Source organism: Micromonospora sp. NBC_00617 (assembly GCF_045161355.1).
Lineage (GTDB): Bacteria > Actinomycetota > Actinomycetes > Mycobacteriales > Micromonosporaceae > Micromonospora.
Window position 1 is genome coordinate 7023048 of sequence record NZ_CP107751.1, and the last position, 24995, is coordinate 7048042.

General features: G+C 71.2%; 23 protein-coding genes and 1 pseudogene. 14 read left to right on the plus strand and 10 right to left on the minus strand.

Going from position 1 to position 24995, the window contains the following annotated elements:
- Positions 1–12 precede the first annotated feature (12 nt).
- Together OG505_RS32670 and OG505_RS32675 are read left to right on the plus strand one after the other, a co-directional pair.
- Positions 13–294 (plus strand): F0F1 ATP synthase subunit epsilon, encoded by a 282-nt coding sequence (locus OG505_RS32670; protein WP_405429861.1) that lies wholly within the window; start codon positions 13–15, stop codon positions 292–294.
- A 12-nt stretch (positions 295–306) separates the two neighbouring features.
- Positions 307–762, plus strand: coding sequence for a DUF2550 domain-containing protein (locus tag OG505_RS32675; RefSeq protein ID WP_405429862.1), 456 nt, complete (start codon positions 307–309; stop codon positions 760–762).
- A 379-nt stretch (positions 763–1141) separates the two neighbouring features.
- On the opposite strand, the gene OG505_RS32680 is transcribed toward OG505_RS32675, so the two are convergent.
- Complete coding sequence (locus OG505_RS32680) at positions 1142–1714, minus strand: cob(I)yrinic acid a,c-diamide adenosyltransferase (protein WP_405429863.1); 573 nt, start codon at positions 1712–1714, stop codon at positions 1142–1144.
- Here OG505_RS32680 and murA point away from each other — a divergent pair.
- On the plus strand, positions 1713–3155 hold the full coding sequence (murA, locus tag OG505_RS32685; RefSeq protein WP_405429865.1) for a UDP-N-acetylglucosamine 1-carboxyvinyltransferase: 1443 nt from the start codon (positions 1713–1715) through the stop codon (positions 3153–3155). The two genes, OG505_RS32680 and murA, sit on opposite strands and share 2 nt — an antisense overlap.
- Positions 3156–3230: 75 nt before the next feature.
- Positions 3231–4079 (plus strand): 3-hydroxyacyl-CoA dehydrogenase family protein, encoded by an 849-nt coding sequence (locus tag OG505_RS32690; protein WP_405429866.1) that lies wholly within the window; start codon positions 3231–3233, stop codon positions 4077–4079.
- Positions 4080–4119: 40 nt separating this feature from the next.
- Here the strand turns inward: OG505_RS32690 and OG505_RS32695 are convergent, their stop codons facing one another.
- A complete protein-coding gene (locus tag OG505_RS32695) occupies positions 4120–4965 on the minus strand; it encodes an ABC transporter permease (RefSeq protein ID WP_405429867.1) in 846 nt (281 codons plus the stop codon).
- Positions 4962–5813, minus strand: coding sequence for an ABC transporter ATP-binding protein (locus OG505_RS32700; protein WP_405429868.1), 852 nt, complete (start codon positions 5811–5813; stop codon positions 4962–4964). The genes OG505_RS32695 and OG505_RS32700 overlap by 4 nt, the downstream gene beginning before the upstream one ends.
- A gap of 151 nt (positions 5814–5964) precedes the next feature.
- Here OG505_RS32700 and OG505_RS32705 point away from each other — a divergent pair, with 151 nt between their 5' ends.
- Positions 5965–7971 (plus strand): protein meaA, encoded by a 2007-nt coding sequence (locus OG505_RS32705; protein ID WP_405429869.1) that lies wholly within the window; start codon positions 5965–5967, stop codon positions 7969–7971.
- A gap of 15 nt (positions 7972–7986) precedes the next feature.
- Here the strand turns inward: OG505_RS32705 and OG505_RS32710 are convergent, their stop codons facing one another.
- The gene (locus OG505_RS32710) at positions 7987–8283 is read right to left on the minus strand and encodes a DUF1540 domain-containing protein (protein WP_405429871.1); all 297 of its coding nucleotides are present in this window, start codon (positions 8281–8283) and stop codon (positions 7987–7989) included.
- A gap of 723 nt (positions 8284–9006) precedes the next feature.
- Here OG505_RS32710 and OG505_RS32715 point away from each other — a divergent pair.
- Positions 9007–9567 (plus strand): hypothetical protein, encoded by a 561-nt coding sequence (locus OG505_RS32715; RefSeq protein WP_405429872.1) that lies wholly within the window; start codon positions 9007–9009, stop codon positions 9565–9567.
- A 175-nt stretch (positions 9568–9742) separates the two neighbouring features.
- On the opposite strand, the gene OG505_RS32720 is transcribed toward OG505_RS32715, so the two are convergent.
- Positions 9743–10360, minus strand: a complete 618-nt coding sequence (locus OG505_RS32720) for a DUF4126 domain-containing protein (RefSeq protein WP_405429874.1) — start codon at positions 10358–10360, stop codon at positions 9743–9745.
- 71 nt (positions 10361–10431) lie between these two features.
- On the opposite strand from OG505_RS32720, the gene nucS reads away from it, so the two are divergent.
- Entirely contained in the window at positions 10432–11091 is a 660-nt protein-coding gene (nucS, locus tag OG505_RS32725; protein WP_405429875.1) for an endonuclease NucS, read from the plus strand.
- 4 nt (positions 11092–11095) lie between these two features.
- On the opposite strand, the gene OG505_RS32730 is transcribed toward nucS, so the two are convergent.
- Both OG505_RS32730 and OG505_RS32735 read right to left on the minus strand, forming a co-directional pair.
- Entirely contained in the window at positions 11096–11755 is a 660-nt protein-coding gene (locus tag OG505_RS32730; RefSeq protein WP_405429876.1) for a methyltransferase domain-containing protein, read from the minus strand.
- A gap of 79 nt (positions 11756–11834) precedes the next feature.
- Positions 11835–13331, minus strand: a complete 1497-nt coding sequence (locus OG505_RS32735; protein ID WP_405429878.1) for an aldehyde dehydrogenase family protein — start codon at positions 13329–13331, stop codon at positions 11835–11837.
- A 256-nt stretch (positions 13332–13587) separates the two neighbouring features.
- Between OG505_RS32735 and OG505_RS32740 the strand changes: the two genes are divergently transcribed.
- From OG505_RS32740 to OG505_RS32770, 7 genes and pseudogenes are all read left to right on the plus strand, one after another.
- Positions 13588–14004, plus strand: a complete 417-nt coding sequence (locus OG505_RS32740) for an FHA domain-containing protein (protein ID WP_234582041.1) — start codon at positions 13588–13590, stop codon at positions 14002–14004.
- A gap of 114 nt (positions 14005–14118) precedes the next feature.
- Entirely contained in the window at positions 14119–15201 is a 1083-nt protein-coding gene (locus OG505_RS32745; protein ID WP_405429880.1) for an alpha/beta fold hydrolase, read from the plus strand.
- 125 nt (positions 15202–15326) lie between these two features.
- Entirely contained in the window at positions 15327–17117 is a 1791-nt protein-coding gene (locus OG505_RS32750) for a 3-hydroxyacyl-CoA dehydrogenase family protein (protein ID WP_405429881.1), read from the plus strand.
- A gap of 40 nt (positions 17118–17157) precedes the next feature.
- Positions 17158–17653: pseudogene (locus OG505_RS32755) on the plus strand (SigE family RNA polymerase sigma factor).
- 531 nt (positions 17654–18184) lie between these two features.
- Positions 18185–18469, plus strand: coding sequence for a hypothetical protein (locus tag OG505_RS32760; RefSeq protein ID WP_405429883.1), 285 nt, complete (start codon positions 18185–18187; stop codon positions 18467–18469).
- 55 nt (positions 18470–18524) lie between these two features.
- Positions 18525–18854 (plus strand): hypothetical protein, encoded by a 330-nt coding sequence (locus OG505_RS32765; protein ID WP_053658704.1) that lies wholly within the window; start codon positions 18525–18527, stop codon positions 18852–18854.
- A 70-nt stretch (positions 18855–18924) separates the two neighbouring features.
- Positions 18925–19722: an alpha/beta hydrolase gene (locus OG505_RS32770; protein ID WP_405429885.1), complete on the plus strand. Its 798-nt coding sequence runs from the start codon at positions 18925–18927 to the stop codon at positions 19720–19722.
- Positions 19723–19725: 3 nt separating this feature from the next.
- On the opposite strand, the gene OG505_RS32775 is transcribed toward OG505_RS32770, so the two are convergent.
- The 3 genes from OG505_RS32775 to OG505_RS32785 all read right to left on the minus strand — a co-directional run bounded on the left by OG505_RS32775 (position 19726) and on the right by OG505_RS32785 (position 24770).
- Entirely contained in the window at positions 19726–20820 is a 1095-nt protein-coding gene (locus OG505_RS32775; protein WP_405434859.1) for an AI-2E family transporter, read from the minus strand.
- Positions 20821–21272: 452 nt separating this feature from the next.
- A complete protein-coding gene (locus tag OG505_RS32780) occupies positions 21273–23330 on the minus strand; it encodes a hypothetical protein (RefSeq protein WP_405429886.1) in 2058 nt (685 codons plus the stop codon).
- Between the two features lie 177 nt (positions 23331–23507).
- The gene (locus OG505_RS32785; protein WP_405429887.1) at positions 23508–24770 is read right to left on the minus strand and encodes a cell division protein DivIVA; all 1263 of its coding nucleotides are present in this window, start codon (positions 24768–24770) and stop codon (positions 23508–23510) included.
- Positions 24771–24995: the final 225 nt, after the last annotated feature.

A 24995-nucleotide genomic window follows, 5' to 3' on the forward strand; every position in this document is an offset into this window, starting at 1 on the left:
CAAGGAGACAGCGTGGCACAGCAGCTTCACGTCGAGCTCGTCGCCGTCGAGGAGAAGGTCTGGTCCGGTGAGGCCGAGATGGTCGTCGCCCGGACCACCGAGGGTGAGCTCGGTGTCCTGCCGGGGCACGCGCCGCTGCTCGGCCAGCTCGCCGAGCCCGGCCAGGTCCGCATCAAGCTGGCCGGCGGTGAGCAGGTCTCCTACGAGGTGGCCGGCGGCTTCCTCTCGGTGAGCGCCCAGGGCGTCACCGTGCTGGCCGAGAGCGCTACCCCGGTTTCCGCGCAGAGCCGCTGAGTCACACCGCGGATGGAGATCGTCGAGGGCATCGGGATCGGCGTCGCCGTCATCCTCGTCGCGCTTCTCGTGCTCTTCGTCCGGCGGGCCGTGGTGACCCGCAGCGGTGGCATCATCCGGCTCAGCGTCCGGGTCACCACCGTGCTCGACGGGCGCGGCTGGTCACCCGGCTTCGGTCGGTTCGCCGGTGACGAGCTGCGCTGGTATCGAATGTTCAGCTTCGCGCTCCGTCCCAAGCGGGTTCTCTTCCGCAAGGATCTCGCGGTCGAGCGCCGCCGGTTGCCCGAAGGGCAGGAGCGGCTCTCGATGCCGGCCGACTGGGTGATCCTCCGCTGTACCAGTCACCACGCACCGGTGGAGATTGCCATGGCGCGATCTACCGTGACCGGTTTCCTCTCCTGGCTCGAGGCCGCCCCTCCGGGGGCGGTCTCGCCGCGTATGGCCTCCCAGGACTGGCCGGCTGCCTGACCCGCGTGGTTACGGTGGTGGGTTTCCGGGGCAGCCCGCCCGGCTCCGGGCGGTCAGGCTTGATCCCTGCGCCGGGCGGGCTGCCCCGGAAACCCCGTCCGCGGCGCTGTGCGTCGTTCTGGCGCCTTTTTGGGCACCTGCCGTTGCCGATGCAGCTGCGTCCTGCCTTGCAGGGCGGTCGGGGCGGGTTGATCGACTCGGTTTTCCTGATGTCGGGGTGTCCTGCTGGTCAGGACGCCCCGACATCAAGGAACCGGAGTTCATCAAGGCGTTGACCGGAGTCAGCTCCGCCGGGGAGGGCAGCCCCGTCCGAGGAGTCGGCTGCGCCGACGCGTGGGCGCGGTCAGATGGGGAACCCACGCCTGCACAGCGTCGACGTTCAGCGATTGCCGCCCGGCACCCATAGCACATCGCCTGCCGGATTTGCCGTTCTTGACAGGATAAAGAGCAGATCGGAGAGCCGGTTGAGATACTTTGCCGGGAGCGGGCTGGTCCGATCCGGATCGTGGCTGACCAGCGCCCACGCCGCCCGTTCCGCACGCCGGGCGGTGGTCCGCGCCACGTGCAGCAGCGCCGCGCCCGCGGTGCCGCCGGGGAGGATGAAGGAGTCGAGCTTGCTCAGGCGTGCGTTGTACTCGTCGCACCAGCCCTCCAGGCGCTCGACGTACGCCTCGGTCACCCGCAGCGGCGGGTACTCCGGCTCCGGCTCGACCGGGGTGGACAGGTCAGCCCCGACGTCGAACAGGTCGTTCTGCACCGACGCCAGCACGCCCCGCAGTTCCTCGTCGAGTTGGCCCAGGGCGAGCGCGACGCCGATCGCCGCGTTGCACTCGTCGACATCCGCGTACGCGGCGATCCGTGGATCGGTCTTCGGGACCTGCTCGTTGTTGCTCAGCCTGGTCATGCCGGCGTCGCCGGCCTTGGTGTAGATGCGCGTGAGGTGGACGGCCATGACGCACAGCCTACGGATACCGGACTTGACGATCCCCGCGCGGCCGGACGCCACTGCCGGCTGGCCGGCGGCGGTGGGGCCCGGCGACGCCGGTGATCCGGCGATCCCCGATGTCGACGTCATCCGGATCTGCGGTGGGGCACGGCTGACCGGAACCGTGCACGTGGTCGGCGCCAAGAACTCGGCGCTGAAACTGATGGCCGCCGCGCTGCTCGCACCGGGCCGCAGCGTGATCACCAACGTCCCGCGGATCACCGACATCGCGATCATGGGGGAGGTGCTGCGCCGGCTGGGCTGTGACGTCCGGTTCGACGCGGACGACCCCGTCGACCCGATGGTGGCACGGGGCGGAATCGCCAGGTCCCGTTCCGTGACCATCGACGTACCCGAGCAACCGGGCGCGGACGCGGACTACGACCTGGTCCGCCGGCTGCGCGCGTCGATCTGTGTGCTGGGCCCGCTGCTGGCCCGCCGGGGGTACGTCCGGGTGGCCCACCCCGGCGGCGACGCGATCGGCTCGCGCGGGCTGGACATGCACATCTCCGGGCTGACGCGGATGGGCGCGGAGATCTCCGGTGAGCACGGCTTCGTCATCGCCGAGGCCCCGCACGGGCTGCGCGGCGCCGACATCGTGCTGGACTTCCCCAGCGTGGGTGCGACCGAGAACCTGGTGATGGCGGCGGTGCTCGCCCAGGGCACCACGATGATCGACAACGCGGCCCGGGAGCCGGAGATCGTCGACATCTGCACGATGCTCAACCAGATGGGCGCGCGGATCTCCGGTGCCGGTACGTCCACCCTGCGGATCACCGGTGTCGCCGGCCTGCACCCCGTGCGGCACGCCACGGTGGGGGACCGGATCGTCGCCGGCACCTGGGCGTTCGGTGCCGCCATGACGCGCGGCGACGTGACGGTGACCGGGCTGGACCCGGCCTACCTGGAGGTCGCCCTGGACAAGGTCGTCGCGGCCGGCGGCCTGGTCGAGACGCGAGGAGACGGCTTCCGGGTACGCATGGACGACCGGCCCCGGGCGGTGGACGTGGTGACGCTGCCGTACCCCGGGTTCGCCACCGACCTGCTGCCCATGGCGATCGGGCTGGCCGCGGTCAGCGACGGCGCATCCCTGATCACGGAGAACATCTTCGACGGCCGCTTCATGTTCGCCAACGAGATGATGCGGCTCGGCGCAGACATCAAGACCGACGGACACCACGCGGTGGTCCGGGGGCGGGAGCGGCTCTCCGGAGCGCCGGTACGGGCCACCGACATCCGCGCCGGCGCCGGGCTGATCATCGCCGGCCTCTGCGCGGACGGGCCCACGGAGGTGTCCCACGTGCACCACGTCGATCGGGGGTACCCGGATTTCGTGGCCGACCTGCGGGCGCTCGGTGTGGCGGTGGAGCGGGGCACCGCCCCGGACGAGCCGTCGCTGGAGATCTGACCACCGACTTAGCCGTCGTTCAGGCTCGCCGACTAGGGTGCAGGCAGGCACTCAATCGCAGCGAGGGAGAAGCAGATGGCGGGTCGACTCGCGGTCGTCGGGGCCGGGCTGATGGGCTCCGGCATCGCCCAGGTGGCGGCGCAGGCGGGCTGGCAGGTGACGCTGCGCGACCTGGACGACGCGGCAACCAACCGGGGGCTCGGCGGCATCCGGAAGTCGCTGGAGAAGTTCGCCGAGAAGGGCAAGATCGAGGCGTCCGACGTCGAGGCGACGCTGGCGCGGATCACCCCGACCACCGACCTGGAGGCGGCGGCGGACGCGGACATCGTCATCGAGGCGGTCTTCGAGCGGCTGGACATCAAGCACGAGGTGTTCCGTGCGCTGGACAAGATCTGCAAGTCCGACGCGGTGCTCGCCACCAACACGTCGGCCATTCCGGTCACCCAGATCGCCGCGGTCACCGAGCGGCCGGAGGCCGTCGTCGGCACCCACTTCTTCTCGCCGGTGCCGATGATGCAGCTCTGTGAGCTGGTACGCGGCTACAAGACCAGCGACGACACGCTGGCCACCGTGCGGGCCTTCGCCGAGGAGATCGGCAAGACGGTCGTGGTGGTCAACCGGGACATCGCCGGCTTCGTCACCACCCGGCTGATCTCCGCCCTGGTGGTGGAGGCGGTCAAGCTGGTCGAGGCCGGCGTGGTGTCGGCGGAGGACCTGGACACCGCCTGCCGGCTGGGCTTCGGGCACGCCATGGGCCCGCTGGCCACCACCGACCTGACCGGCGTGGACGTGCTGCTGCACGCCTCGAAGAACATCTACACCGACACGGCGGACGAGAAGTTCTTCCCGCCGGAGCTGCTCCAGCGCATGGTCACCGCCGGTGACCTGGGCCGCAAGACCGGCAAGGGTTTCTACACGTACTGAGTCGCGACGACCGGGGCGGCTGCCCGCCCCGGTCGACCGTTCAGCCGTCGCGCTTGGTGGTCCAGCGGAAGGTGGTCAGGCAGAGCACCAGGCCGATCACGCACCACAGGGCGAGCACCAGCGCCACCCGGCCCAGCTCGAACGACCCGCCCGGCTCCTGGGCGCCGAAGCTCTCGGGCAAAAAGACCGCGCGCAGCCCCTGGCACATCCACTTGAGCGGGAACAGCGCCGCCACCTGCTGCATCCAGGTGGGCAGGTCGGTGAAGACGAAGAACACCCCGGAGATGAACTGGAGCACCAGGGAGACCGGGGTGACCACCGCCGAGCCGCTGCGGGCCGTGCGGGCCAGCGACGAGATGGCGATGCCGCACAGGGTGCACGCGGTCACCCCGAGCATCGCGACCCAGCCGAAGGTGAACCACTTCGCGGCGGTGCCGGGCAGGTCGAGGTCGAACAGCGCCACGGCGACGGCCAGCAGCAGCGCGGTCTCGGCGATCCCGATCGCCACCACCATGATCACTTTCCCGGCGAACCAGACCCACTTCGGCATCGGCGTGCCCCGGTAGCGCTTGAGCACCCCCCGGTCCCGCTCGATCGGGATCCAGATGCCGAGGTTCTGGAAGCTCACCGTCATCAGGCCGGTCGCGATCATGCCGGTGATGAAGTACTGGGTGAACTTGACCCCGCCACCGATCGTCCCATGGAAGATCGACGCGAAGATCAGGATCATGATGATGGGGAAGCCCATCGTGAAGACCACGGACTCCCGGCTGCGCAGGAACTGGGTGATCTCCAGCCGGCCCTGGCGCAGGGCGAGCGCACCGGCGCTCGGCCGGCGGCCGTGGCTCGCGGTGACCGGCGTCGCCGGCTTCGTCGTGGTCGTCATCGCGCGTGTCCGATCATCGTGAGGTAGACGTCCTCCAGGGTCGGCCGGGTCACGGTGAGCCCGGGGACCTCGCCGCCGTGACGCGCGGCGAGGTCGGCCACGAAGGCCGTCGGCGTCGCGCTCTGCGCGCTTTCCAGCGTCCCTTCCGGGGTACGCCAGGAGACCGTGGCGAGGGCCTCCTGCCGGTTGCCCAGCCGGTTCGGTGCGGCCACCTCGACCAGCCGACCGCCGGCGATCACGCCGACCCGGTCCGCGAGGGCCTCCGCCTCGTCCAGGTAGTGCGTGGTGAGCACGATTGTGGTGCCGGCCGCCGCGAGGTCGCGGATCAGCTCCCAGAACTCGCGGCGCGCCTCCGGGTCGAAACCCGTGGTCGGCTCGTCGAGGAAGAGCAGCTCCGGTCGGCCGACGATGCCCAGCGCCACGTCCAGGCGGCGCTTCTGCCCGCCGGAGAGGGTGTGCGTACGGGCCTTCGCCTTGTCGGCCAGCCCGACCCGCTCGATGACCTTGTCCGGGTCGTCCGCACCCGGGTAGAAGCCGGAGAAGTGCCGGATCACCTCGGCCACGGTCAGCTCGTCGAACTCGCCGGTGCCCTGGAGCACGATGCCGACCCGGGAACGCCAGCCGGCGGCCGGGTTGGCCGGGTCCGCGCCGAGCACGGAGACCTCGCCGGCGTCCCGGTGCCGGTAACCCTCCAGGATCTCCACCGTGGTGGTCTTGCCCGCGCCGTTCGGGCCGAGCAACGCGAACACCTCGCCCCGGCGGACGTCGAGGTCCACGCCCGCCATCGCCACGTTGTCGCCGTACGCCTTGCGCAGTCCGCGAACGGAGATGGCCAGCTCGTCATCCATGCTGTCCAGTGTGCGTCCTGGCTGCAAGCGGCGGGTGCCCGGGGTGTGGGGGTCAGCGCCACCGCGAGCGCTTCGGACCCGGTCGTCCGCGACATGGACCTGTGTGGTTTTCCACAACCCGTTTTACTGAACGGTAACTTAGACTCCGGCCATGGATGAGACGCCATCTGCGAGCCGGTTGCCCGAGCGGGACCGCCCGTGGGTGATGCGCACGTACGCCGGCCACTCCTCGGCCGCCGCCACCAACGCGCTCTTCCGCCGCAACCTCGCCAAGGGGCAGACCGGCCTGTCGGTCGCCTTCGACCTGCCCACCCAGACCGGGTACGACCCGGACCACGAACTCGCCGCCGGTGAGGTCGGCCGGGTCGGCGTGCCGGTGGCACACCTCGGGGACATGCGGGCGCTCTTCGACGGCATCCCGCTCGCCGAGATGAACACCTCGATGACCATCAACGCCCCGGCGATGTGGCTGCTGGCCCTGTACGGCACCGTCGGCCTCGAACAGGACGCGGAGCTGGCCCGCTGCGCCGGCACCACCCAGAACGACATCATCAAGGAGTACCTGTCCCGGGGGACGTACATCTTCCCGCCCGCGGCCTCCCTGCGGCTCACCGCCGACGTGGTGGCGTACACGCTGCGGGAGATGCCCCGGTGGAACCCGGTCAACATCTGCTCGTACCACCTCCAGGAAGCCGGCGCCACGCCCGTACAGGAGGTTGGTTTCGCCCTGGCCACCGCCGTCGCCGTCCTCGACGCGGTCCGCGACTCCGGCCAGGTGCCCGCCGAGCGGATGGGTGACGTGGTGCAACGCGTCTCGTTCTTCGTCAACGCCGGCGTGCGCTTCGTCGAGGAGATCGCCAAGATGCGCGCGTTCGGCGTGCTCTGGGACGAGATCACCCGCGACCGGTACGGAGTGACCGAGGCTCGGCAGCGACGGTTCCGCTACGGCGTGCAGGTCAACTCGCTCGGCCTCACCGAGGCGCAACCGGAGAACAACATTCAGCGGATCGTGCTCGAGATGCTCGGCGTGACGATGTCCCGCGACGCCCGGGCCCGCGCCGTGCAACTGCCCGCCTGGAACGAGGCGCTCGGCCTGCCCCGTCCCTGGGACCAGCAGTGGTCGCTGCGGATGCAGCAGGTCCTGGCGTACGAGTCGGACCTGCTCGAATACCCCGACCTCTTCGCCGGCTCGCACGTGATGACCGCACTCGTCGACGAGATCGTCACCGGAGCGCGCGTCGAGCTGGACAAGGTGCTGGAGCTGGGCGGCGTGGTCGCCGCCGTGGAGACCGGCTATCTCAAGAGCGCGCTGGTCGCCTCGCTGGCCGAACGCCGCCGCCGGATGGAGTCCGGCGCCGACGTGGTGATCGGCGTCAACCGGTACGCCGAGACCGAGTCCTCCCCGCTGACCGCAGCCGGCGCCGAGGCCGTCGAACAGGTCGACCCCGCGGTCGAGGCGGCCGCCGTCGCCTCCGTACGCGAATGGCGTGCCGGTCGGGACGACGACGCCGTCGACGCGGCGCTGGCCCGGCTCCGCGCGGACGCCGCGACCACCGCCAACCTCATGCCGGCCACCCTGGAGTGCGTGCGCGTCGGGGTGACCACCGGGGAGTGGGCCGGAGCGCTCCGCCAGGTCTTCGGCGAGTACCGGGCACCCACCGGCCTGGCTGGCGCCACCGGCAGCGGCGGCGACCCGGGCCTCGCGGCCGTGCGGGAGCGCGTCACCGCCACCGCCCGCGAATTGGGCACCGGCCGGCTGCGGCTGCTGGTCGGCAAACCCGGCCTGGACGGGCACTCCAACGGCGCGGAGCAGATCGCGGTACGCGCCCGCGACGCCGGCTTCGAGGTCGTCTACCAGGGCATCCGGCTGACCGCCGGGCAGATCGTTGCCGCCGCCGTCGAGGAGGACGTCGACCTGGTCGGGCTCTCCGTGCTGTCCGGCTCACACCTGGCCGCCGTACCCGCCGTCCTCGACGGGCTGCGCGCCGCCGGCCGGGCGGACCTGCCGGTGGTGGTGGGCGGGATCATCCCCGCCAGCGACGCCGACACCCTGCGGGCCGCCGGGGTGGCCCGGGTCTTCACCCCGAAGGACTTCGCCCTCACCGGCATCATCGACGACCTGGTGACGGTCATCCGGCAGGTCAACGACCTGCCCTGAGCCCGCTTTCGCGGGTCAGCGATTGGCGTACGTCATGCAGTCGGCCATGTCGTTGTCCGGGCCGACCCTGATGGACGACGCGTGGCACTCCAGCTGCTCGTTGTGCCGACAGTCGGAACGCTGGCAGGCGCCCACCTGGGCGGTGAGGCCGTCCACCCCGCCGCGAATGGGCGACTCGACGAAGGTGTGGCAGTGCGCGTGGTCCATGCTGCCGATGGTGATCGCGAAGGCGTGGCAGTCACCGCCCTGGTTGTACGCACATGCCGCGACCACACACTCCTGGACCCGGGGCATCTCCATCGCTGTGGTCATGCCGACCTCCTCTAGGCTTCTTGTCCCGATCCTAGGCATTTGTCGCTCGCCGAATGCCTGATATGTCCGCCTAGCGATCAGCGGTGGCCCCGGCGCTCGGGCCGGATACCCCGCGTCAGCGTGATCGACACGGTGTCGGCGAAGTGGGGGTGTCCCGCCGACCGGATGCCGCGATATCGCCGATCTGGTGTCGATCAGCCTGGGTGTCCCGGTGCGGGCCGGGCGTGGTCGGTGTCTTGGCGCGCAGGTAACCCCAGTCGTTCGGGCCGAAGTCGAAGGTCGCCGCCCACCCGTGGCTGGGCGGGATGTCCGTTTCTGGGGGTCGTTGGGGTGTGACCGGCCGCATCCCTGGGCTGGAATCGTGGCGGGCCGGGGGTCGTTACACACCCTGACGATCGCAGGACCACGACCACCCCGCCCGGCTCGACCGGGATCGGAATGGCCGGCCGGGCCGGGTCGTTGCAGCCCCCGAACGAGCGTGGGCTCGCCCCCTGGCCCGGTGGGGGCCCGGGAATGACCCCGGCCCGCCGGTCGTTACCCACGGTCCCCGCGCCACGAGCCCCTGCGCTCGCAGGTCGCCGCGCCACGAACCTTCCCCGGGTTCGCAGGCCGCCCCCAGACTTTTTCCCTGTCTTGTGCAGCGCGGGACGAGGTGCTCACACCCCGCGTCACCGTCCCCCGATGGTGGTGTGTGGTGTTCCTACCCCCGAAGGAGCTACCCCCATGAACACGATCTTCCGCAAGAGCATGCTGTCCGTTGCCGGTATCGCGTTCGCCGGTGGTGTCTTCGCCGGCCCGATCGCCGCGCACGCCAACCCGGTTGATGCCAAGCCGGCCGCGGCAGCCGTACACACCGCGGCGTCGAAGCCGCAGGGCGCCCAGTCGCACATCACCCTCAACGACGAGCAGACCGCCAACGTCAAGGCGATCATCGCCGCCACGAAGAAGGCCGGCCTGCCCGAACGCGCCGCGGTCATCTCGATCGCCACGAGCCTGCAGGAGTCCAAGCTGGAGAACCTGGGTCACCTCGGCGACGCCAACGACCACGACTCGCAGGGCCTGTTCCAGCAGCGCCCCTCCAGTGGTTGGGGCACCCCCGAGCAGATCACCGACCCGGAGTACTCGACGACCGCGTTCCTCAAGGGCCTCAAGCAGGTTGACGGCTGGCAGGACATGCCGCTGACCAAGGCCGCGCAGACCGTGCAGGTCTCGGCGTACCCGGACGCGTACGCCCAGTGGGAGCAGCAGGCCACCGACCTCGTCGCCCAGCACTGGAACAGCTGACCGTAAGACCATGGCCGGCACCCCGAACCCGGGGTGCCGGCCATCGGCATACCCACGAGATCGTGGACAGTTTCCGTTAGCAGCTAACGGAAACTGGCCACGATCTGAAGACGCGGGAGGCGAGCGGAGCGCCAGCGCCGCGAAGCCGGTGCGCCCCGCGAGTAAGGACCCCAGGTCAGACGCGGAAGCCGGCGGCGCGGGCCGCCTCGCGTTCGCGACGGCGTTCGGATCGTCGACGGAAGAACCAGTAGATGAAGACGACCAGGCCCACCAGGAAGGCGAGCACCAGCACCGGCAGGATGATCGCGATCAGGGAGACGACCACGCTTGTCGCGTCCTCGGCGGTGCTGGCGACCGGGGCGCCGAACCCGGCGGTGGTCGCGTTCACGACTGGCCGCGCGGCGGACTTGAGCAGGTGCACGCCGAAGGCGAGCAGGACGCCGGTGGCCACGGGCACCCACTGGTGGGAGGTGAAGAAACCTTCCGGGTCGCTGACGGTCACGGTCTCCGAGGACGACCCGGCCCCGAAGGCGAGGCCGCCGGCGGTGGGTCGGACGACGGTCTGCACCACGTCGTTGATGTGGTCGACCACCGGCACCTTGTCCGCCACCATTTCGACGGCGAGCAGGACGGCCAGGATGACGATGACCCAGCCGTTGCCGAGCCACGTCCAACCGCTGGGCAGGTCGATCAGGTCGGTGTAACGACCGAGTAGGCCGAGGATGAGCAGGGGTATGTAGGCGTTCAGCCCTGCCGAGGCGGCGAGGCCGGTGCCGGTGAGGACTTCGAACACCGTCTCAGCATCGCACCGACGCGCCAGTGCCGCTCGGTGGCGGTCGCCGGGTGCTCGGCTACCCTCGTCGGGTGCGGTTGGTCATTGCGAAGTGCTCGGTGGACTACGTCGGACGGCTCTCGGCTCACCTGCCGCCGGCCACCCGGCTGTTGATGGTGAAGGCGGACGGGTCGGTGTCCATCCATGCCGACGATCGTGCGTACAAGCCGCTGAACTGGATGAGCCCGCCGTGTCGGCTGGAGGAGGCCCCCGGCGTGTGGCGGGTGGTCAACAAGGCCGGCGAGGAGCTGCGGATCACCCTGGAGGAGGTCTTCCAGGACACCTCGTACGAGCTGGGTGTGGATCCCGGCCTGCGCAAGGACGGGGTCGAGGCGCACCTGCAGGAGTTGCTGGCGGCCAACCCGGGTGTTCTCGGCGAGGGGTACACGTTGGTGCGCCGTGAGTACATGACGGCGATCGGCCCGGTGGATCTGCTGTGCCGGGACGCCAACTCCGGCGCCGTCGCTGTCGAGGTCAAGCGGCGTGGTGAGATCGACGGGGTGGAGCAGTTGACCCGCTACCTCGAACTGATGAACCGTGACCCGCTGCTCAGCCCGGTCACCGGGGTTTTCGCCGCCCAGGAGATCAAGCCGCAGGCCCGGGTGCTCGCCGCCGACCGGGGCATCCGGTGCGTGGTCGTCAACTACGACCGGCTGCGCGGCATCGAGAAGGACGAGCTGACCCTCTTCTGACCGCTCACACCTCGGTTCGGACGGCGATCAGCGACTTCGGCAGACCGACCACCCGCTCGATGAGCATCCGCGAGTCGGGGAAGTAATGGCGCATCTGCGAGCGGTCCAGCAGTTCGGTCCAGAGCACCTGGTGAATGGCGGCTTCGTGGCTGCGGGTCGGTTTGTGCCCGAGGGGCCAGCGGCGGGCGAGCGCGGTGCGCAGTCGGATCGGCAGGAACTGCATACCGGGCGCGATCCAGTGCGGCTCGATGGGGAAGTAGCGGTAGGGCGTCTGTACCCAGTGGCGATCGGCCAGTGACCGTGCGGCCGCGGCGAACCGCAGCCGGCGTTCGTGCCCGCCGAGGTGCTCCAGCACCGAGTTGGAGAAGACCAGGTCGTAGGCGCCGTTGGCGACATGGGGTGGCAGGTCGCAGGCGTCGGCCTGTTCGACGTGGGCCCATTCCGGCACCGTGGCGGGCGGCTGTTCCAGGTTGACCACTGTGACCCGGGCCGGTCGGACGGTGGCGCGGTGCCAGGTGCCGAGCCGGCCGCCGAGGTCGACGACGTGCATGTCGCCGATGTCGGGGAAGGTGCGCGCCAGCCAGTCCGAACGACGACGCCGCTGCCGGGCGCTCCACGACTGGTCACTGTCGACAAGGCGGTGGCGCAATCGATTGTGGCCCATTTAACGCAATGTACTGCCGCGAGCACGACCTATAAACAAGTGGATACGCCGATCAGCGTCCAGATCGGTTATCCGACACTCATCTGCCGTACATCACCTTGATGGCCTTGATGAGACGTGCCACGTCGGTCGGGGTGCGTTCGAAGGTCATCGACGGCAGCAGCGACCGTGCCCGACGCCGGGTGATGGCCTTGGCGCGGCCGAATTCGCGCAGGCCGTCCTCGCCGTGAATTCGCCCGAAGCCGGAGTCACCGACCCCGCCGAACGGCAGCGTGGACATCCCGGCGAAGGTCAGGGTGGAGTTGATCGAAGCCATCCCCGAGCGCAGGCGCCGCGCGATGGCCACCGCACGCTGCCGGCCGAAGACCGAACCACCCAGGCCGTACGACAGGGCGTTGGCGCGGGCGACGGCCTCGTCGGCGTCGCGGACCCGGCTGATGGTCAGCGTCGGGCCGAAGGTCTCCTCGCGGACGGCGGCCGACTCCTCGGGGACGTCCACCAGCACGGTCGGGTGCACGTACGGAGGTTGCACCGCACCCGGGCCGCCGAGCACGGCGCGACCGCCGGAGCTGACTGCGGCGTCGATGTGCCGGCGGATCACCTCAATCTGGCTGGGCATGGTGATCGGGCCGATGTCGGCGCCCTCCGGGCCCACGGTCAGCCGGCCGGCGCGGGCGACGACCTTGTCGACGAAGGCGTCGAAGACCGGGTCGACGGCGTAGACCCGCTCGATACCGATGCAGGTCTGGCCGGCGTTGGTCATGGCGCCCCAGACGCACGCCTCGGCGGCGGCGTCCAGGTTGGCGTCGCTGTCGACGATCATGGCGTCCTTGCCGCCGCCCTCGATCAGCACGGGGGTCAGCGTCTCGGCGCAGGCGGCCATCACCTTGCGGGCGGTGGCGGTGGAGCCGGTGAAGGCGAGTTTGTTCACCCCGGAACGGCACAGCGCCGCGCCCACGTCGCCGAGGCCGTGCACGGCGGTGAACACCGGTTGCTCGGGCACCACCTCGGCGAAGGTGTCCACCAGCCACTGGCCGACGGCGGGCGTGTACTCGCTGGGCTTGAGCACGACGGCGTTGCCGGCGGCCAGGGCGTACGCGGCGGAGCCGATCGGGGTGAAGACCGGATAGTTCCACGGGCCGATCACGCCGACCACGCCGAACGGCTGGTATTCCAGGTGCCCGGAGAACTCGGCGAGGATGAGCCGCGACCGGACCCGACGGGGGCCGAGCACCCGCTGGGCGTTGCGCGCCGCCCAGTCGACGTGCTCGATCGCGGTGACGATCTCGACGATGGCGTCGGGGACCGGCTTGCCGCCCTCGACGTGCACCAGCTCGGCGAGCTGCTCGATCCGCTGGGCGAGCAGTGCGCGCCAGCGCAGCAGCCGTTGCCGGCGGCCGCTGAAGCCCAGGCCGGCCCACCACTCGCTGGCGGCGCGGGCCTCATCGACGGCCTGGCGTACGTCGGCGTCGGTGGCGACCGGGAGGCGACCCGCCTCGGCGCCGGTGGCCGGACTGGTGGAGACGAGCTCGTCCGCCTCGATGAGAGGGGTGCCGGGGGCATGCACAGCCGTCATGGCGGAAGTCTAGACCCGAAGATTACTCACCGGTAGGGCACGAATTCGGGTCGAGGGGACGGAAGTCGCCCCGGGTCGTCCACTCGTTGATCAGTGCAGGTCAGGAGTCGGGTGCCGGAGGCTGGCCGCCCGAACCGTCGAACGGTAGGTGGCCGGGAGGTGACGAGGAGCTGACCGGCTGGTCGGTATTGACGATTACCGTCTGATGGCAGGCTGACGCGCGGAGTAACGGTGTGGGGTGGAGGGCTGACTGTCCATGGAGGAACATCCGGAACTGCTGCCGTTGTTGACGGTCGCTGGTGGGCCGATGCGCGGAGCGAGCTTTCGCCTTCGGGCCGAGCCGCAGGTGATCGGTCGGGCGCCGACCGGCCACGTGGTCATCAACGACCCGCACCTGAGCCGCCGGCACGCCGAGGTGTGGCTGGCCCCGGAGGGCGCCTCGCTGCGTGATCTGGGCTCGACCAACGGCACCTGGCTCAACGACCGCCGGATCACCGAGGTGGAACGACTCGCCGACGGCGACGTGATCCGGCTCGGCCGCACCGAGTTGCGCCTGTTCGACCCGGGGGTCGCCCACACGGATCCGGTCGGGCTCAGCTTCGGGGTGTCCCGGCGGGACATCCGACCGACGCTGCCCCTGCCGTTGGCCACCCCACCCAGCGCCCGCCGCTGACCCGCGGCGAAGGCCGTCCGCCGGTGTGTGGGCGGCCGGGGCTACGACTAACACTCCGGCGGTGCCGCCGGGTGGCTGTCCAGCACCTGGACCGGCGGAGAACGGCGTGGCAGCATGCCGCGGATGGAGAGCGAGCAGCGGGTCGTAACGGCGAACGGCACAACCCAGGCGGTACGGGTGGCCGGCCCGCCGGACGGCACTCCGGTGCTGCTGATCCACGGCAACTGCTCGTCCTCGCTGTTCTGGGAACCGTTGCTCCGGCGGCTGCCACCGACGCTGCGGGTCGTCGCTCCCGACCTACGGGGGTACGGCGACTCCGCGACCGCTCCCGTGAACGCCACGCGGGGCCTGCGGGACTTCGCCGACGACATCGCCGCCCTGCTGGACGACCCGACGCTCTTCGCCAGCGCCAGCGCCAGCAGTGGCCTGCCCGTGGTGGTCGGGCACTCCCTGGGCGGGGGAGTGGCGATGCGGTTGCTGGTCGACCATCCGCACCGGGTGGGCGCGCTGCTGCTGGCCGCGCCGGTGTCCCCGTACGGCTTCGGTGGCACCCGCGACCTGACCGGCACGCCTACCACCCCCGACTTCGCCGGCACCGGTGCCGGGACGGCGAACGCCGACTTCGTCGCGCGGCTCGCCGCAGCTGATCGCGGCGCCGACGCGCCGGCCAGCCCGCGCGCGGTGCTGCGGGCCACCTACGTGGCCGATCCGGCCGTGCTGGGCGCCGACGAGGAGCTGCTGCTGGACAGCGTCCTGTCCACGGCGACCGGCGACGACAACTACCCCGGTACGGCGGTGCCCTCGGCGAACTGGCCGGGCACCGCGCCGGGGGAGCGCGGGGTGCTCAACGCGCTCGCCCCGACCTGGTTCCGGCTCGCCGACGAGCTGGTGGCCGTCGCACCCAAACCGCCGGTCACCTGGGTACGCGGGGACGCCGACGTGATCGTCTCGGACACGTCGCTGTTCGACCTGGCGTACCTGGGTTCGCTGGGTGTCGTTCCCGGCTGGCCGGGTGAGGAGTCCTGCCCGCCGCAGCCGATGGTCGGTCAGACCCGTGCGGTGCTCCAGCGGTACGCGGCGGCCGGCGGCGCGTACCGCGAGGTGGTGTTGCCCGGCTGCGGGCACAGCCCGCACCTGGAACGCCCGGCGGAGTTCGTCGCGGAACTGTTGGCGCTGACCGGCGTGCCGGCCGTCTGAGGGCCGCTGGCGCCGTGGGTGAAATATGCCACGGCGTCTCGACAACCGAGCGTCACGTGGCAGACTCGCGCGCATAACCTTAGCGGCCGTTCAGTGGCCGTGCGGAGTGTCTGGGGAGGCCGGTCGTGGCGCGCGAGTTCAGCACCGTGGGTGTGGTGGGGCTGGGCACCATGGGTGCCGGCATCGTCGAGGTCTTCGCCCGCAACGGCATCGACGTGCTCGCGGTGGAGATCTCCGAGTCGGCGCTGGAGCGCGGCCGGGCCACCCTCACCGGCTCCACCGATCGCGCCGTCGCCAAGGGCAAGCTCGCCGAGGCGGACCGGGACGCGCTGCACGAGCGGGTGCGCTTCGCGGTGGGGCTGGACGCCCTGCACTCCGTGGACCTGGTGATCGAGGCCGTGCCCGAGCACCTGGACCTCAAGCAGCGGATCTTCGCCGAGCTGGACCGGGTCTGCCGGCCGGACACCATCCTCGCCACCAACACCTCGTCGTTGAGCGTCACCGAGATCTCGGTCGCCACCACCCGGCCCAACCAGGTGATCGGCATCCACTTCTTCAACCCGGCACCGGTGATGAAGCTGGTTGAGGTGGTCCGCACCGTCGTCACCGCACCCGAGGTGGTCGCCGACGTCGAGGCGCTGTGCGCCCGCCTCGGCAAGGTCGACGTCACCATCAACGACCGGGCCGGGTTCATCGCCAACGCGCTGCTCTTCGGCTACCTCAACCACGCCGTCGGCATGTTCGAGTCGCACTACGCGACCCGGGAGGACATCGACGCGGCCATGAAGCTCGGCTGCGGCCTGCCGATGGGCCCGCTGGCGCTGATGGACCTGATCGGCCTGGACACCGCGTACGAGATCCTGGACACGATGTACCGGCGCGGCGGGCGGGACCGCCGGCACGCCCCCGTGCCGCTGCTCAAGCAGATGGTGACGGCGGGGCTGCTCGGCCGGAAGTCCGGCCGGGGTTTCTACACCTACCAGCGGCCGGGCTCCCCGGTCGTCGTACCCGACGAGGCGACGCCGCCGGCGACGGACGCCGCGCTCGCCGACGGCGCACGGGCCATCACGAAGGTCGGCGTCGTGGGCTCCGGGACGATGGCCACCGGGATCATCGAGGTGTTCGCGAAGGCCGGCTACGAGGTCATCTCGGTGACCCGGGGCGCGGAGAAGTCCGCGACGGTCTGCGAGGCGGTGAAGACCTCGCTGAACAAGGGCGTGGTGCGCGGCAAGCTCGCCGAGACCGACCGGGACGCCGCGCTCGGCCGGATCAGCTGGTCGGCCACCCTCGATCACCTCGCCGACGTCGACCTGGTGGTCGAGGCGGTCGTCGAGGAGCTGAGCGTGAAGAAGGCGCTCTTCGCCAGCCTCGACGAGATCTGCAAGCCGGGCGTGGTGCTGGCCACCACCACCTCGTCCCTGCCGGTGATCGACGTGGCGATGGCCACCCAGCGGCCGGCCGACGTGGTGGGCCTGCACTTCTTCAACCCGGCGCCGGTCATGCCGCTGGTCGAGGTCGTCCAGACCATCCGCACCTCCCCGGAGGCCACCGCCACCGCACGCGCCGTCTGCGCCGCGCTGGGCAAGACCGGCGTGGTCTGCGGCGACCGGTCCGGGTTCATCGTCAACGCGCTGCTCTTCCCGTACCTGAACGACGCGGTGAAGATGCTGGAGGCCAGCTACTCCACCACGGACGACATCGACCACGCCATGAAGCTGGGCTGCGGCTACCCGATGGGTCCGTTCGAGCTGCTCGACGTGGTGGGGCTGGATGTCTCGCTGGCCATCCAGCGGGAGCTGTACCTGGAACTGCGCGAGCCGGGCTTCGCCCCCGCGCCGCTGCTGGAGCACCTGGTCACCGCCGGCTACCTGGGCCGCAAGACCCGCCGCGGCTTCCGCGACCACTCGCACCGCTGATCGGGTCAACGCCGGAGGGTCCCGGCGGCGTCTGAGGGATGTGACCTTCGAGGAGTACGTCTCCAGCCGCGGCCCGGCCCTCGTGCGGCTGGCGCGGTTGCTCACCGGTGACGAGCACCGGGCCGAGGACCTCACCCAGGAGGTGCTGTCCCGGGCGTACGTGCACTGGCGCAAGATCGCTCGAGCCGACCGGCCCGACGTGTACGTGCGTCGGATGCTGGTCAACGCCAACAACTCCTGGTGGCGTCGCCGGTCGAACCGCGAACTGGCCCGTCGACACCGTCGTCGACCGACCGCAGCGTGGCGACCTGGATGGCGAGGTGGCCGACCGGGACGAGATGTGGCGGCTGATCCTCGCCCTGCCCGACCGCCAACGGGCCGTGCTGGTGCTGCGCTACTACGAGGACCTCGACGACGCGACGATCGCCCAGATCCTGGACTGCTCGCCGGTCACCGTCCGCACCCATGCCATGCGGGCTTTCGCGAACCTCCGGGAGCGCTGCGGCGTCCCCGCCAAGAACGGGAGCCGGTCGTGATCGACCTCGACGAACAGATCGCCCAGACTCTGCGGGAGCGTGCCGAGGGTGACGTGGACACCGGCCGGTTGCTGCGGGCGTCCCGCGCTCGCGGCCGCCGCCGGCAGCTGCACCGCCGAGCCGCCGCCGGCACCGCGTTGTCCCTGGTCGCGGCGCTCGGCGTCGTCGGGGTGACCGGGGCGGGCCTCGACGGGCTGACCGGCCGCCTGCCCTGGACCGCCACCACGCCGGCCGGTGCCACGCCGGTGCCACCCCGGGTCGACGGGGTGCCCGGGGCCGCGGCCGACCCGGCGCTGGTCGGCAGCGACCCGAACGTGCTGCATTTCGGTCTCGACCCGGCCCGGGCCCGTCACCTGGGCTGGTCGGTCGTTCGGGGAAACGCGGAGACGGTACGGCTCAGCGTGCGGGACGACCAACCGGTGTACGTCGAGGTGACCCGTACCCCCGAGTTGTCGACCAGCGTCTCACGTCAGCTCATACCCGAGACTTGTCACCTCGGACTTCACCCTCGCGCGGGCGGCGACCAAGGTCATGTTTGTGAACTACCGCTACGCGATCGGGGCCGGCACCCGTACGGGTGGGAACCTGACTGTCGCTGGCCGCCCCGCGTATCTCTCCGAGGACCGGACGACCCTGGATCTGCTCGGCATCCCGAAGACGGCGGTGAGCGCCAACTTCGGCTGGCAGTGGGACGGCCCGCGGCCGGCCGGCGCCGAGCCGGGCGCGACGAGCGGTTTCACCGAGGCGGACGCGACGATCGTGCTGGCGGGAGCCCGGGTCGTCGAGGACCCGACGCGGCCACAGAGCTGGAAGTGATCGCAGCCGTCGGGACCGCCCGCAGGGCTGCTCCATCCGGCGGACCGTACGCTTGGTGACTGTGAGCCCCCGTCGCAACCGCCCTCGTCGGGACGAGAACGCCAACCTGGACGCCGATCGTGTCCGGCAGGGTGTCGCCTCGGTGCAGCAGTGGACCGACGGCGCCTGGCAGGTACGCGGCATCGGGGCGGGCGCGTCGGTCAAGACGTACCGCTGCCCCGGCTGTGACCAGGAGATCCGACCCGGGGTGGCGCACCTCGTGGCCTGGCCCGCCGACGGCCTGGGTGACCTGACCGACCGCCGGCACTGGCACAGCGGGTGCTGGCGTGCCCGGGAGCGGCGCGGCCCGGCGGTGCAGCGCGGGCGGGGCACGCCGCGCTACTGAGCGAGCGACCTGGATCACCCTGTTCGTGCCTGGGCGGGCGGCGGCGGCGAGTTCGCGACAGACTTGACCGGTGAGCACAGCGATCCGCGCGTCGTCGATCCTGCCCGGCCGCCGGGAGGACATCGAGCTGCACACCGCCGACGGTCTGCGGCTGGTCGGCGAACTGGCCCTGCCGGCCGACCGGCCCCCGGCGGCCACCCTCGTCTGCCTGCACCCGCTGCCCACCCACGGCGGGATGATGGACAGCCACGTGTTCCGCAAGGCAGCGTGGCGGCTGCCCGCGCTGGCCGACCTGGCCGTGCTGCGGTTCAACACCCGGGGCACGAGCAGTGTGCGCGGCACCAGCGAGGGGGCCTTCGACGGCGCGGTGGGTGAGCGCTACGACGTGGCCGCCGCCATCGAGTACGCGGAGTTCGCCGAACTGCCCGACATCTGGCTGGTCGGCTGGTCGTTCGGCACCGACCTGGCCCTGAAGTACGGGTGCGACCCGGCGGTTGCCGGGGCGATCCTGCTCTCCCCGCCGCTGCGCTTCTCGGCCCCGGAGGACCTGGCCACCTGGGCCGACTCGGGTCGGCCGCTGGTGGCGCTGGTGCCGGAGTTCGACGACTACCTGCGCCCGGCCGAGGCGCGGGAGCGGTTCGCGGCGGTGCCGCAGGCCGAGGTGGTCGGGGTGCCCGGCGCGAAGCACCTCTGGGTCGGCGATGCGGAGACCGTGCTCGACGAGATCGTCAAGCGGGTCAACCCGGCCGTCGAGGTGCCGCTGCCGACGACCTGGGACGGCCCGATGGAGGCCGGCGACGTCAGCGCGTACGCCGACCGGACGGTGGCCGCCTTCGCGGACACGCCCGTCCCGGGGCCGGCCGACTGACCGTCAACCTCTCTCCTGGCGGGGGAGCACCACCTCGCGCAGGATCAGTTGCAGCGCGGCCACCGTGGGGATGGCGATCAGCGCGCCCACCACGCCCAGCAGCGCCACCCCGAGCAGCGCGGCCAGCAGGGCGGCGACCTCGTTGACCTCCACCGATCGTCGCATCACCTTCGGGTAGATGAGGTAGTTCTCGATCTGCTGGTAGATCAGGAAGAAGACCGCGCAGGCGATGCCGGTGGGCAGGCCGGCGGCGAAGCCGACCAGGCTCACGATCACCGCGCCCAGGGTCGCGCCGATCTGCGGGATCAGGTCGGTCACCGCGACGACCACGGCCAGCGCGAACGGGTACGGCAGCCCGACGATCAGCGCGAAGACGAAGGTGGTCGCGCCGGCCAGTACGGCGATGCTGAGCGCGCCGACCATGTAGGCGCCGACCTTCGCCAGGATCTCGTCGCCGATCAGTTGCACCCGCTCCCGCCGCGACCGGGGCACCACGGAGTAGGCCAGCGAGCGCAGCCGGTTGAAGTAGGCCAGGAAGTAGATGGTCAGCACCAGCACGGTCAACGTCCGGAACACCGTGCCGAAGATCAGTTGAGCGCCGCCGAGCACCCCGCCGAGCGCCCGGCCGAGGGTGTCCGCGTTGGCCGCGTCGTGCACCCGCTCCACCACGTCGTACCGCTCCACGAGGTCGTTGACCGTCGGATTGCGGCGCAACTCGTCGAGCAGGCTCGGGATCTGGTCGATGAACTGCCCGGACTGCGTCACGATCGGCGGGACCAGCGCCACCACGCCCCCGCAGAGCAGCAGCACCACGGTCAACGCCACCACCGTCACCGCCAGGCCGTGGGGCACACCCCAGGTGCGCAGCCGCACCACCGCCGGGTTGAGACCCACCGCGAGAAAGAGCGCGATCACCACCAGCACGAGGATGCCGCCGGCATTGCGAATCCCCAGATAGAGGGTGTACGCCAGCAGCACGCCCAGCGCGCCCGTGAAGCCGACCAGGAAGCTGCTGCGTCGCAGTGGACGCCCCGGCGTGCCGAACTTCCCGGACGGTACGGCAGGCGGCTCCTCCGGGTCGATGCCCGGTGCCGGCACCGGCACGGGAGGCGGCGTCTCGACCGGCGGCGTTGCGGGTGGTCGCGTCTCGGCCGCCAGACGGTCCTGGGTCGCGTCCAGACCTTCGGCGGACGGGCTCGCGTCCGGGCTCTCGGCTGGCGGCTGATCCGGGCTCAGGTCCGGACCCTCGGCCGACGGATCGTGCTGCGGCACCAGGGACCTCCCGGTCAGGCGGTGAGACGACGGGCGACGGCGACGAGAGCGACGGTGTCATGGTCGCTGTCGTCCACAACACCGTCAAGGGTGCTCCACACGTGCCGTCGGCCGCTCAGCGACCCACCCTCTGATCGGTACGCGGGCGGTGATCCACGCGAGATCGCTGATATCGGGGTGTCCGACGGAGCGGGACAGCCCGATATCAGCGAAGTCGTGTCGATCATGATCCTGGGCCGGTGGCGACGCAGGGCGTGCCGCCGCGCTGAGGCGTACCGTCAGTCCTTTTCGATCGTGACCTTGCTGGGCTTGGCGCTGCGCTCGTCGGTGGTCGGCTTGCTGGGGCGCTTGCCGTTCTCACCGGTGCTGGTGATCTTCGTCGGCTTGGCGCCCCGGCCACCCTCGCCCGGAACGGCCGCCACGGTCGGTTCGCCGTCCACCCCGGCGCTGGCCGCGCCGCCGTCGACAGTGGTCACCGGCTCGGCCACCGGGCGGGTCGTGGACTGCCCAGACTCGCCGCCCGCGGCGGCGTTCGCCGGCTGCCGGGCGTCGTCGGGCTCGGTCGTGAGGCCGTTCGCCGTGCCGGCGGCGACAGGCGCACCGGCGTCGTCGTCACCGACACCCGACCCGGTCACGGCCGTCGCGTCGGGGCCGTCGTCCGTGGCCGGTGCGGTCGGGCCGTCGATCGGGCCGGTGGTGCTGCGCAGCCGCACCTCGGCCATCTGCCGCTCAAGCTCGTCGGACTCCTGCCGCGCCTTCCAGGTCTCCTGCCGCAGGTCGGCGAGCTGCTGCTGGGCCTGCGCGATCTCCAACATCACCTGGGCGAGCTGCTGCCGGCCCGCGGCGGCCTCCTGCTGCGTCGCCGCCAAGTGCTGCTGCGTGGTCGCCAGGTGCTGCTGGGTGGTGGCCGCGTACTCCTCGAACTGGCGGCGCGAGGCCGCGACGTGCTCGTCGGCCTTGCGGCGCTTGTCGCCCGCCTCGGTCTCGGCGCGGCTCAACAGCTCGGCCGCCTCCGTCTCGGCCCGCTGGCGCAGGGTCGACGCGTCCCGCTCGGCCGCCTGGCGGATCGCATCGGCGCCCTGCTCGATCTCGTTCTTGCGGGTCGTGTACTCGGTTTCCAGCTCGTCGCGGCGTGCCGTGTACCCGGTCTCCAACTCGGCGCTGCGCGCGGCCCAACCCGACTCCAGCTCCTGCTGGCGGGACTCGTGCTGCTTGTCCAGCTCGTCGCGTCGCTGGGCGAACTCCTGCTCGGCAGTGGACCGTCGCTGGGCCAGCTCGCGATCGGCCGCCTCGCGCCGCGAGTTGACCTCCTGCTCCACGCCGGCTCGCCAGGCGCCCAGCTCCTGCTGGGTCTGCGACCGGGACTGCTGCACGTACGCCTCGGTCTCGCTGCGCATCCGCTGTACGTACGCCTCGGTCTCGGACCGACTGCGCTTGGCCGACTCGGACGCCTGCGTGGTCAGCCGCTCGGCCTCCTGCTGGGCCTTGGCGCGGGTGGCCCGGCCAGCCATCGACGCGTCGTCGATGATCTGCTTGGCCTCCTGCTGGGCCTTGGCGTGGGTCGCCCGGCCCGCTTCGGTCGCCGTGTCGGTGAGCCGCTTGGCCTCCTGCTGGGCCTTGGCGTGCACCTCCTTGGCCGCCTCGCGCAGCTCGCCGGCCTCCTGCCGGGCGGTGGCCAGCGCCTCGCGGGCCGCCTCGCGCAGCTTGGTGGCCTCCTGCTGTGCCCGGGTGTGGATCTCCTTGGCGGTGTCCCGCAGCTGGGTGGCCTCCTGCTGGGCCTTGGCCAGCTCGTCGTGCGCCGTCTTGCGCAGCTTCGCCGACTCGTCGTTGGCCGACCGCAGGGTCGCGTCCGCCTCCGCGCGGCGGGCGGCGCTGTGCCGCTCCTCCTCCTGGCGTCGGGCGGCGAGAGCGATCTCGAAGTCCTTCAACGCCCGCGCGGCCTGTTCGCGGGCCTCCTCGATGATGTGCTCGGCGGTGGCGCGACGGGCTTCGATCTCCTCGTTGGCCGCCGACAGGATCTGCTCGGCCTGCTCCTCGGCGAGGGTGAGGATCGACTCGACGCGGGGGCCCAGGTGCCGGAAGGAGGCCCGGTCCACCACGTTCATCTGCTTGCGGACCTGGGTCAGATCCCGTTGCAGAACCTCGACCTGGCCGGCGAGCTTGTGGATCTGTGTATAGGCCTGTTCCCGTTCGGCGGCGAGAGTCGCGATCTCGTGCTCGGCACGCGCGACGTACCGGTCAACCTGTTTCTTCTCGTACCCCCGCAGAGCGGACTCGAAGCTGGGCTCCGTGGTCACGTCCCCGCCGAGAGCGAACAGTTCCTCGCCGTGCGACATGCCCCCATCCTCACACGCATCGCCCCCTGCTGGGGCGATACGGACGCCCCTTGTGGGACCTACTTCACTCCGTGGCGAGGGGGCCACACCAAGGGTTGGGAAACGCACACGGCGCGAGGTCACACCGGTCACCCGGTGTCACCTCGCGCCGTCGATGCCCCGACCTGACGCCTCGCGTCAGCCGGCGGTCTCCGCGGTCACCCGCTCCTGCCCGCCGTCGGTCTTCTTCGCCTCCGGCTTGGCCGCCGGGGCAGCCGCCGCCGGAACGCCGGGCACGATGCCGGCGAGCCCGGAGAGCATCTGACCGAGCTGCGAGGTGACCGCGTCCTTCTGCCGGGTGAGGTCCTCGACCTCGCGGCGGGCGGCCTGCGTGGTCAGCTCGGCCTCGGTGCGCGCCTCGGTGAGCAGGCGCTGCGACTCGGCCTTGGCCTCGTTGAGCGTCTTCTCGGAGTGCGCCTTGGCCTTGTCGATCGTCTCGGCGGCGTTGCGCTCGGACTCGACCCGGCGGGCCTCGGCGCGCTGCTCGATCTCCTTGGCGCGCTCCTGCGCGGCCCGGGCGCGCTGCTCGGCCTCGCTGACCAGCTTCTGGGTCTGCGCGACCTGGGCGGCGTGCCGCTCGGACTCCTCGCGCTCGGCCTTCTCGCGCCGCTCGGCCAGCTGCAACTCCAGGGCCTGGAGGTCCTTGTCGCGCTTGTCCCGCGCGTCGGTGAGCAGCTTGGTGGCCTCGGCGCGCTTCTCCTCGGCCTCGCGCGCCGCCTTGGCCCGCTGCTGGGTGATCTCCCGTTCGGCGGTGGCCCGGAGGGTGGCCACCTCCCGCTCGACGGTCGACTTCAGCTCGGCCACCTCGTGGGCGGTCACCGTACGCAGCTGCTTGGTCTCGCGGTCGGCGTCGGCGCGCAGCGTGTCGGCCTCGCGGCGGGCCTGCACCCGGACCTCGGCGGCCTCGCGCTCGGCGGCGGTGCGCAGGTTGCCGGCCTCACGCTCGGCGCTGGCCTTCATCGCGGCGGCCTCGGCGCGGGCCTTGTCCGTGATCTCCCGGGCCTCGAGGCGGGCGGCGGAGAGGATGCCCTCGGACTCGCGCTTGGCCTCGTTGCGGTGGTCGTTGGCCTGCTCCTCGGCGAGCCGGAGGATCTGCTCGACGCGGGTTCCGAGCCCGGAGAGGGTGGGCCGGCTGTTCTCTTCGAGCTGCTTGTTCGTGTCGGTGAGCTTCTGCTCCAGCGCACTCATGCGCTGCTCGGCCTGGCGGAGGCGACGCTGGGCGTCGTTCATCCGCTGCTCAGCCTCGGCACGGGCCTGCTCGGACTGGGTCAGCGCGGCGGTCATCCGGCCGATGAAGTCATCGACCTGGTGAGTGTTGTATCCGCGCAGGCCAACGGTGAAATCTGGCTGCGAGTTCGCGTTATCGAAGAACGCGAGAGGGGAGGACTGCTGCTGGGGCATTGGGACATACTGGCAGACGCCCCAGGGTGCTTCGCAAGAGCGGTACGGAGCTTTCGTGTCCTCATTACATGGTCAACTGACCTGGCCGTCGAGGCCGGACCAATCGGCGATCTTGGCAGGTCCCGGGCGGGACGGGCACCACGCAGCGTGACGCGAAAAAGGGCCACGGGTGCGCCCCGTGGCCCTTTGTTCGATCCGGATGGGGTCGGGCTAATGGGGGTGGAA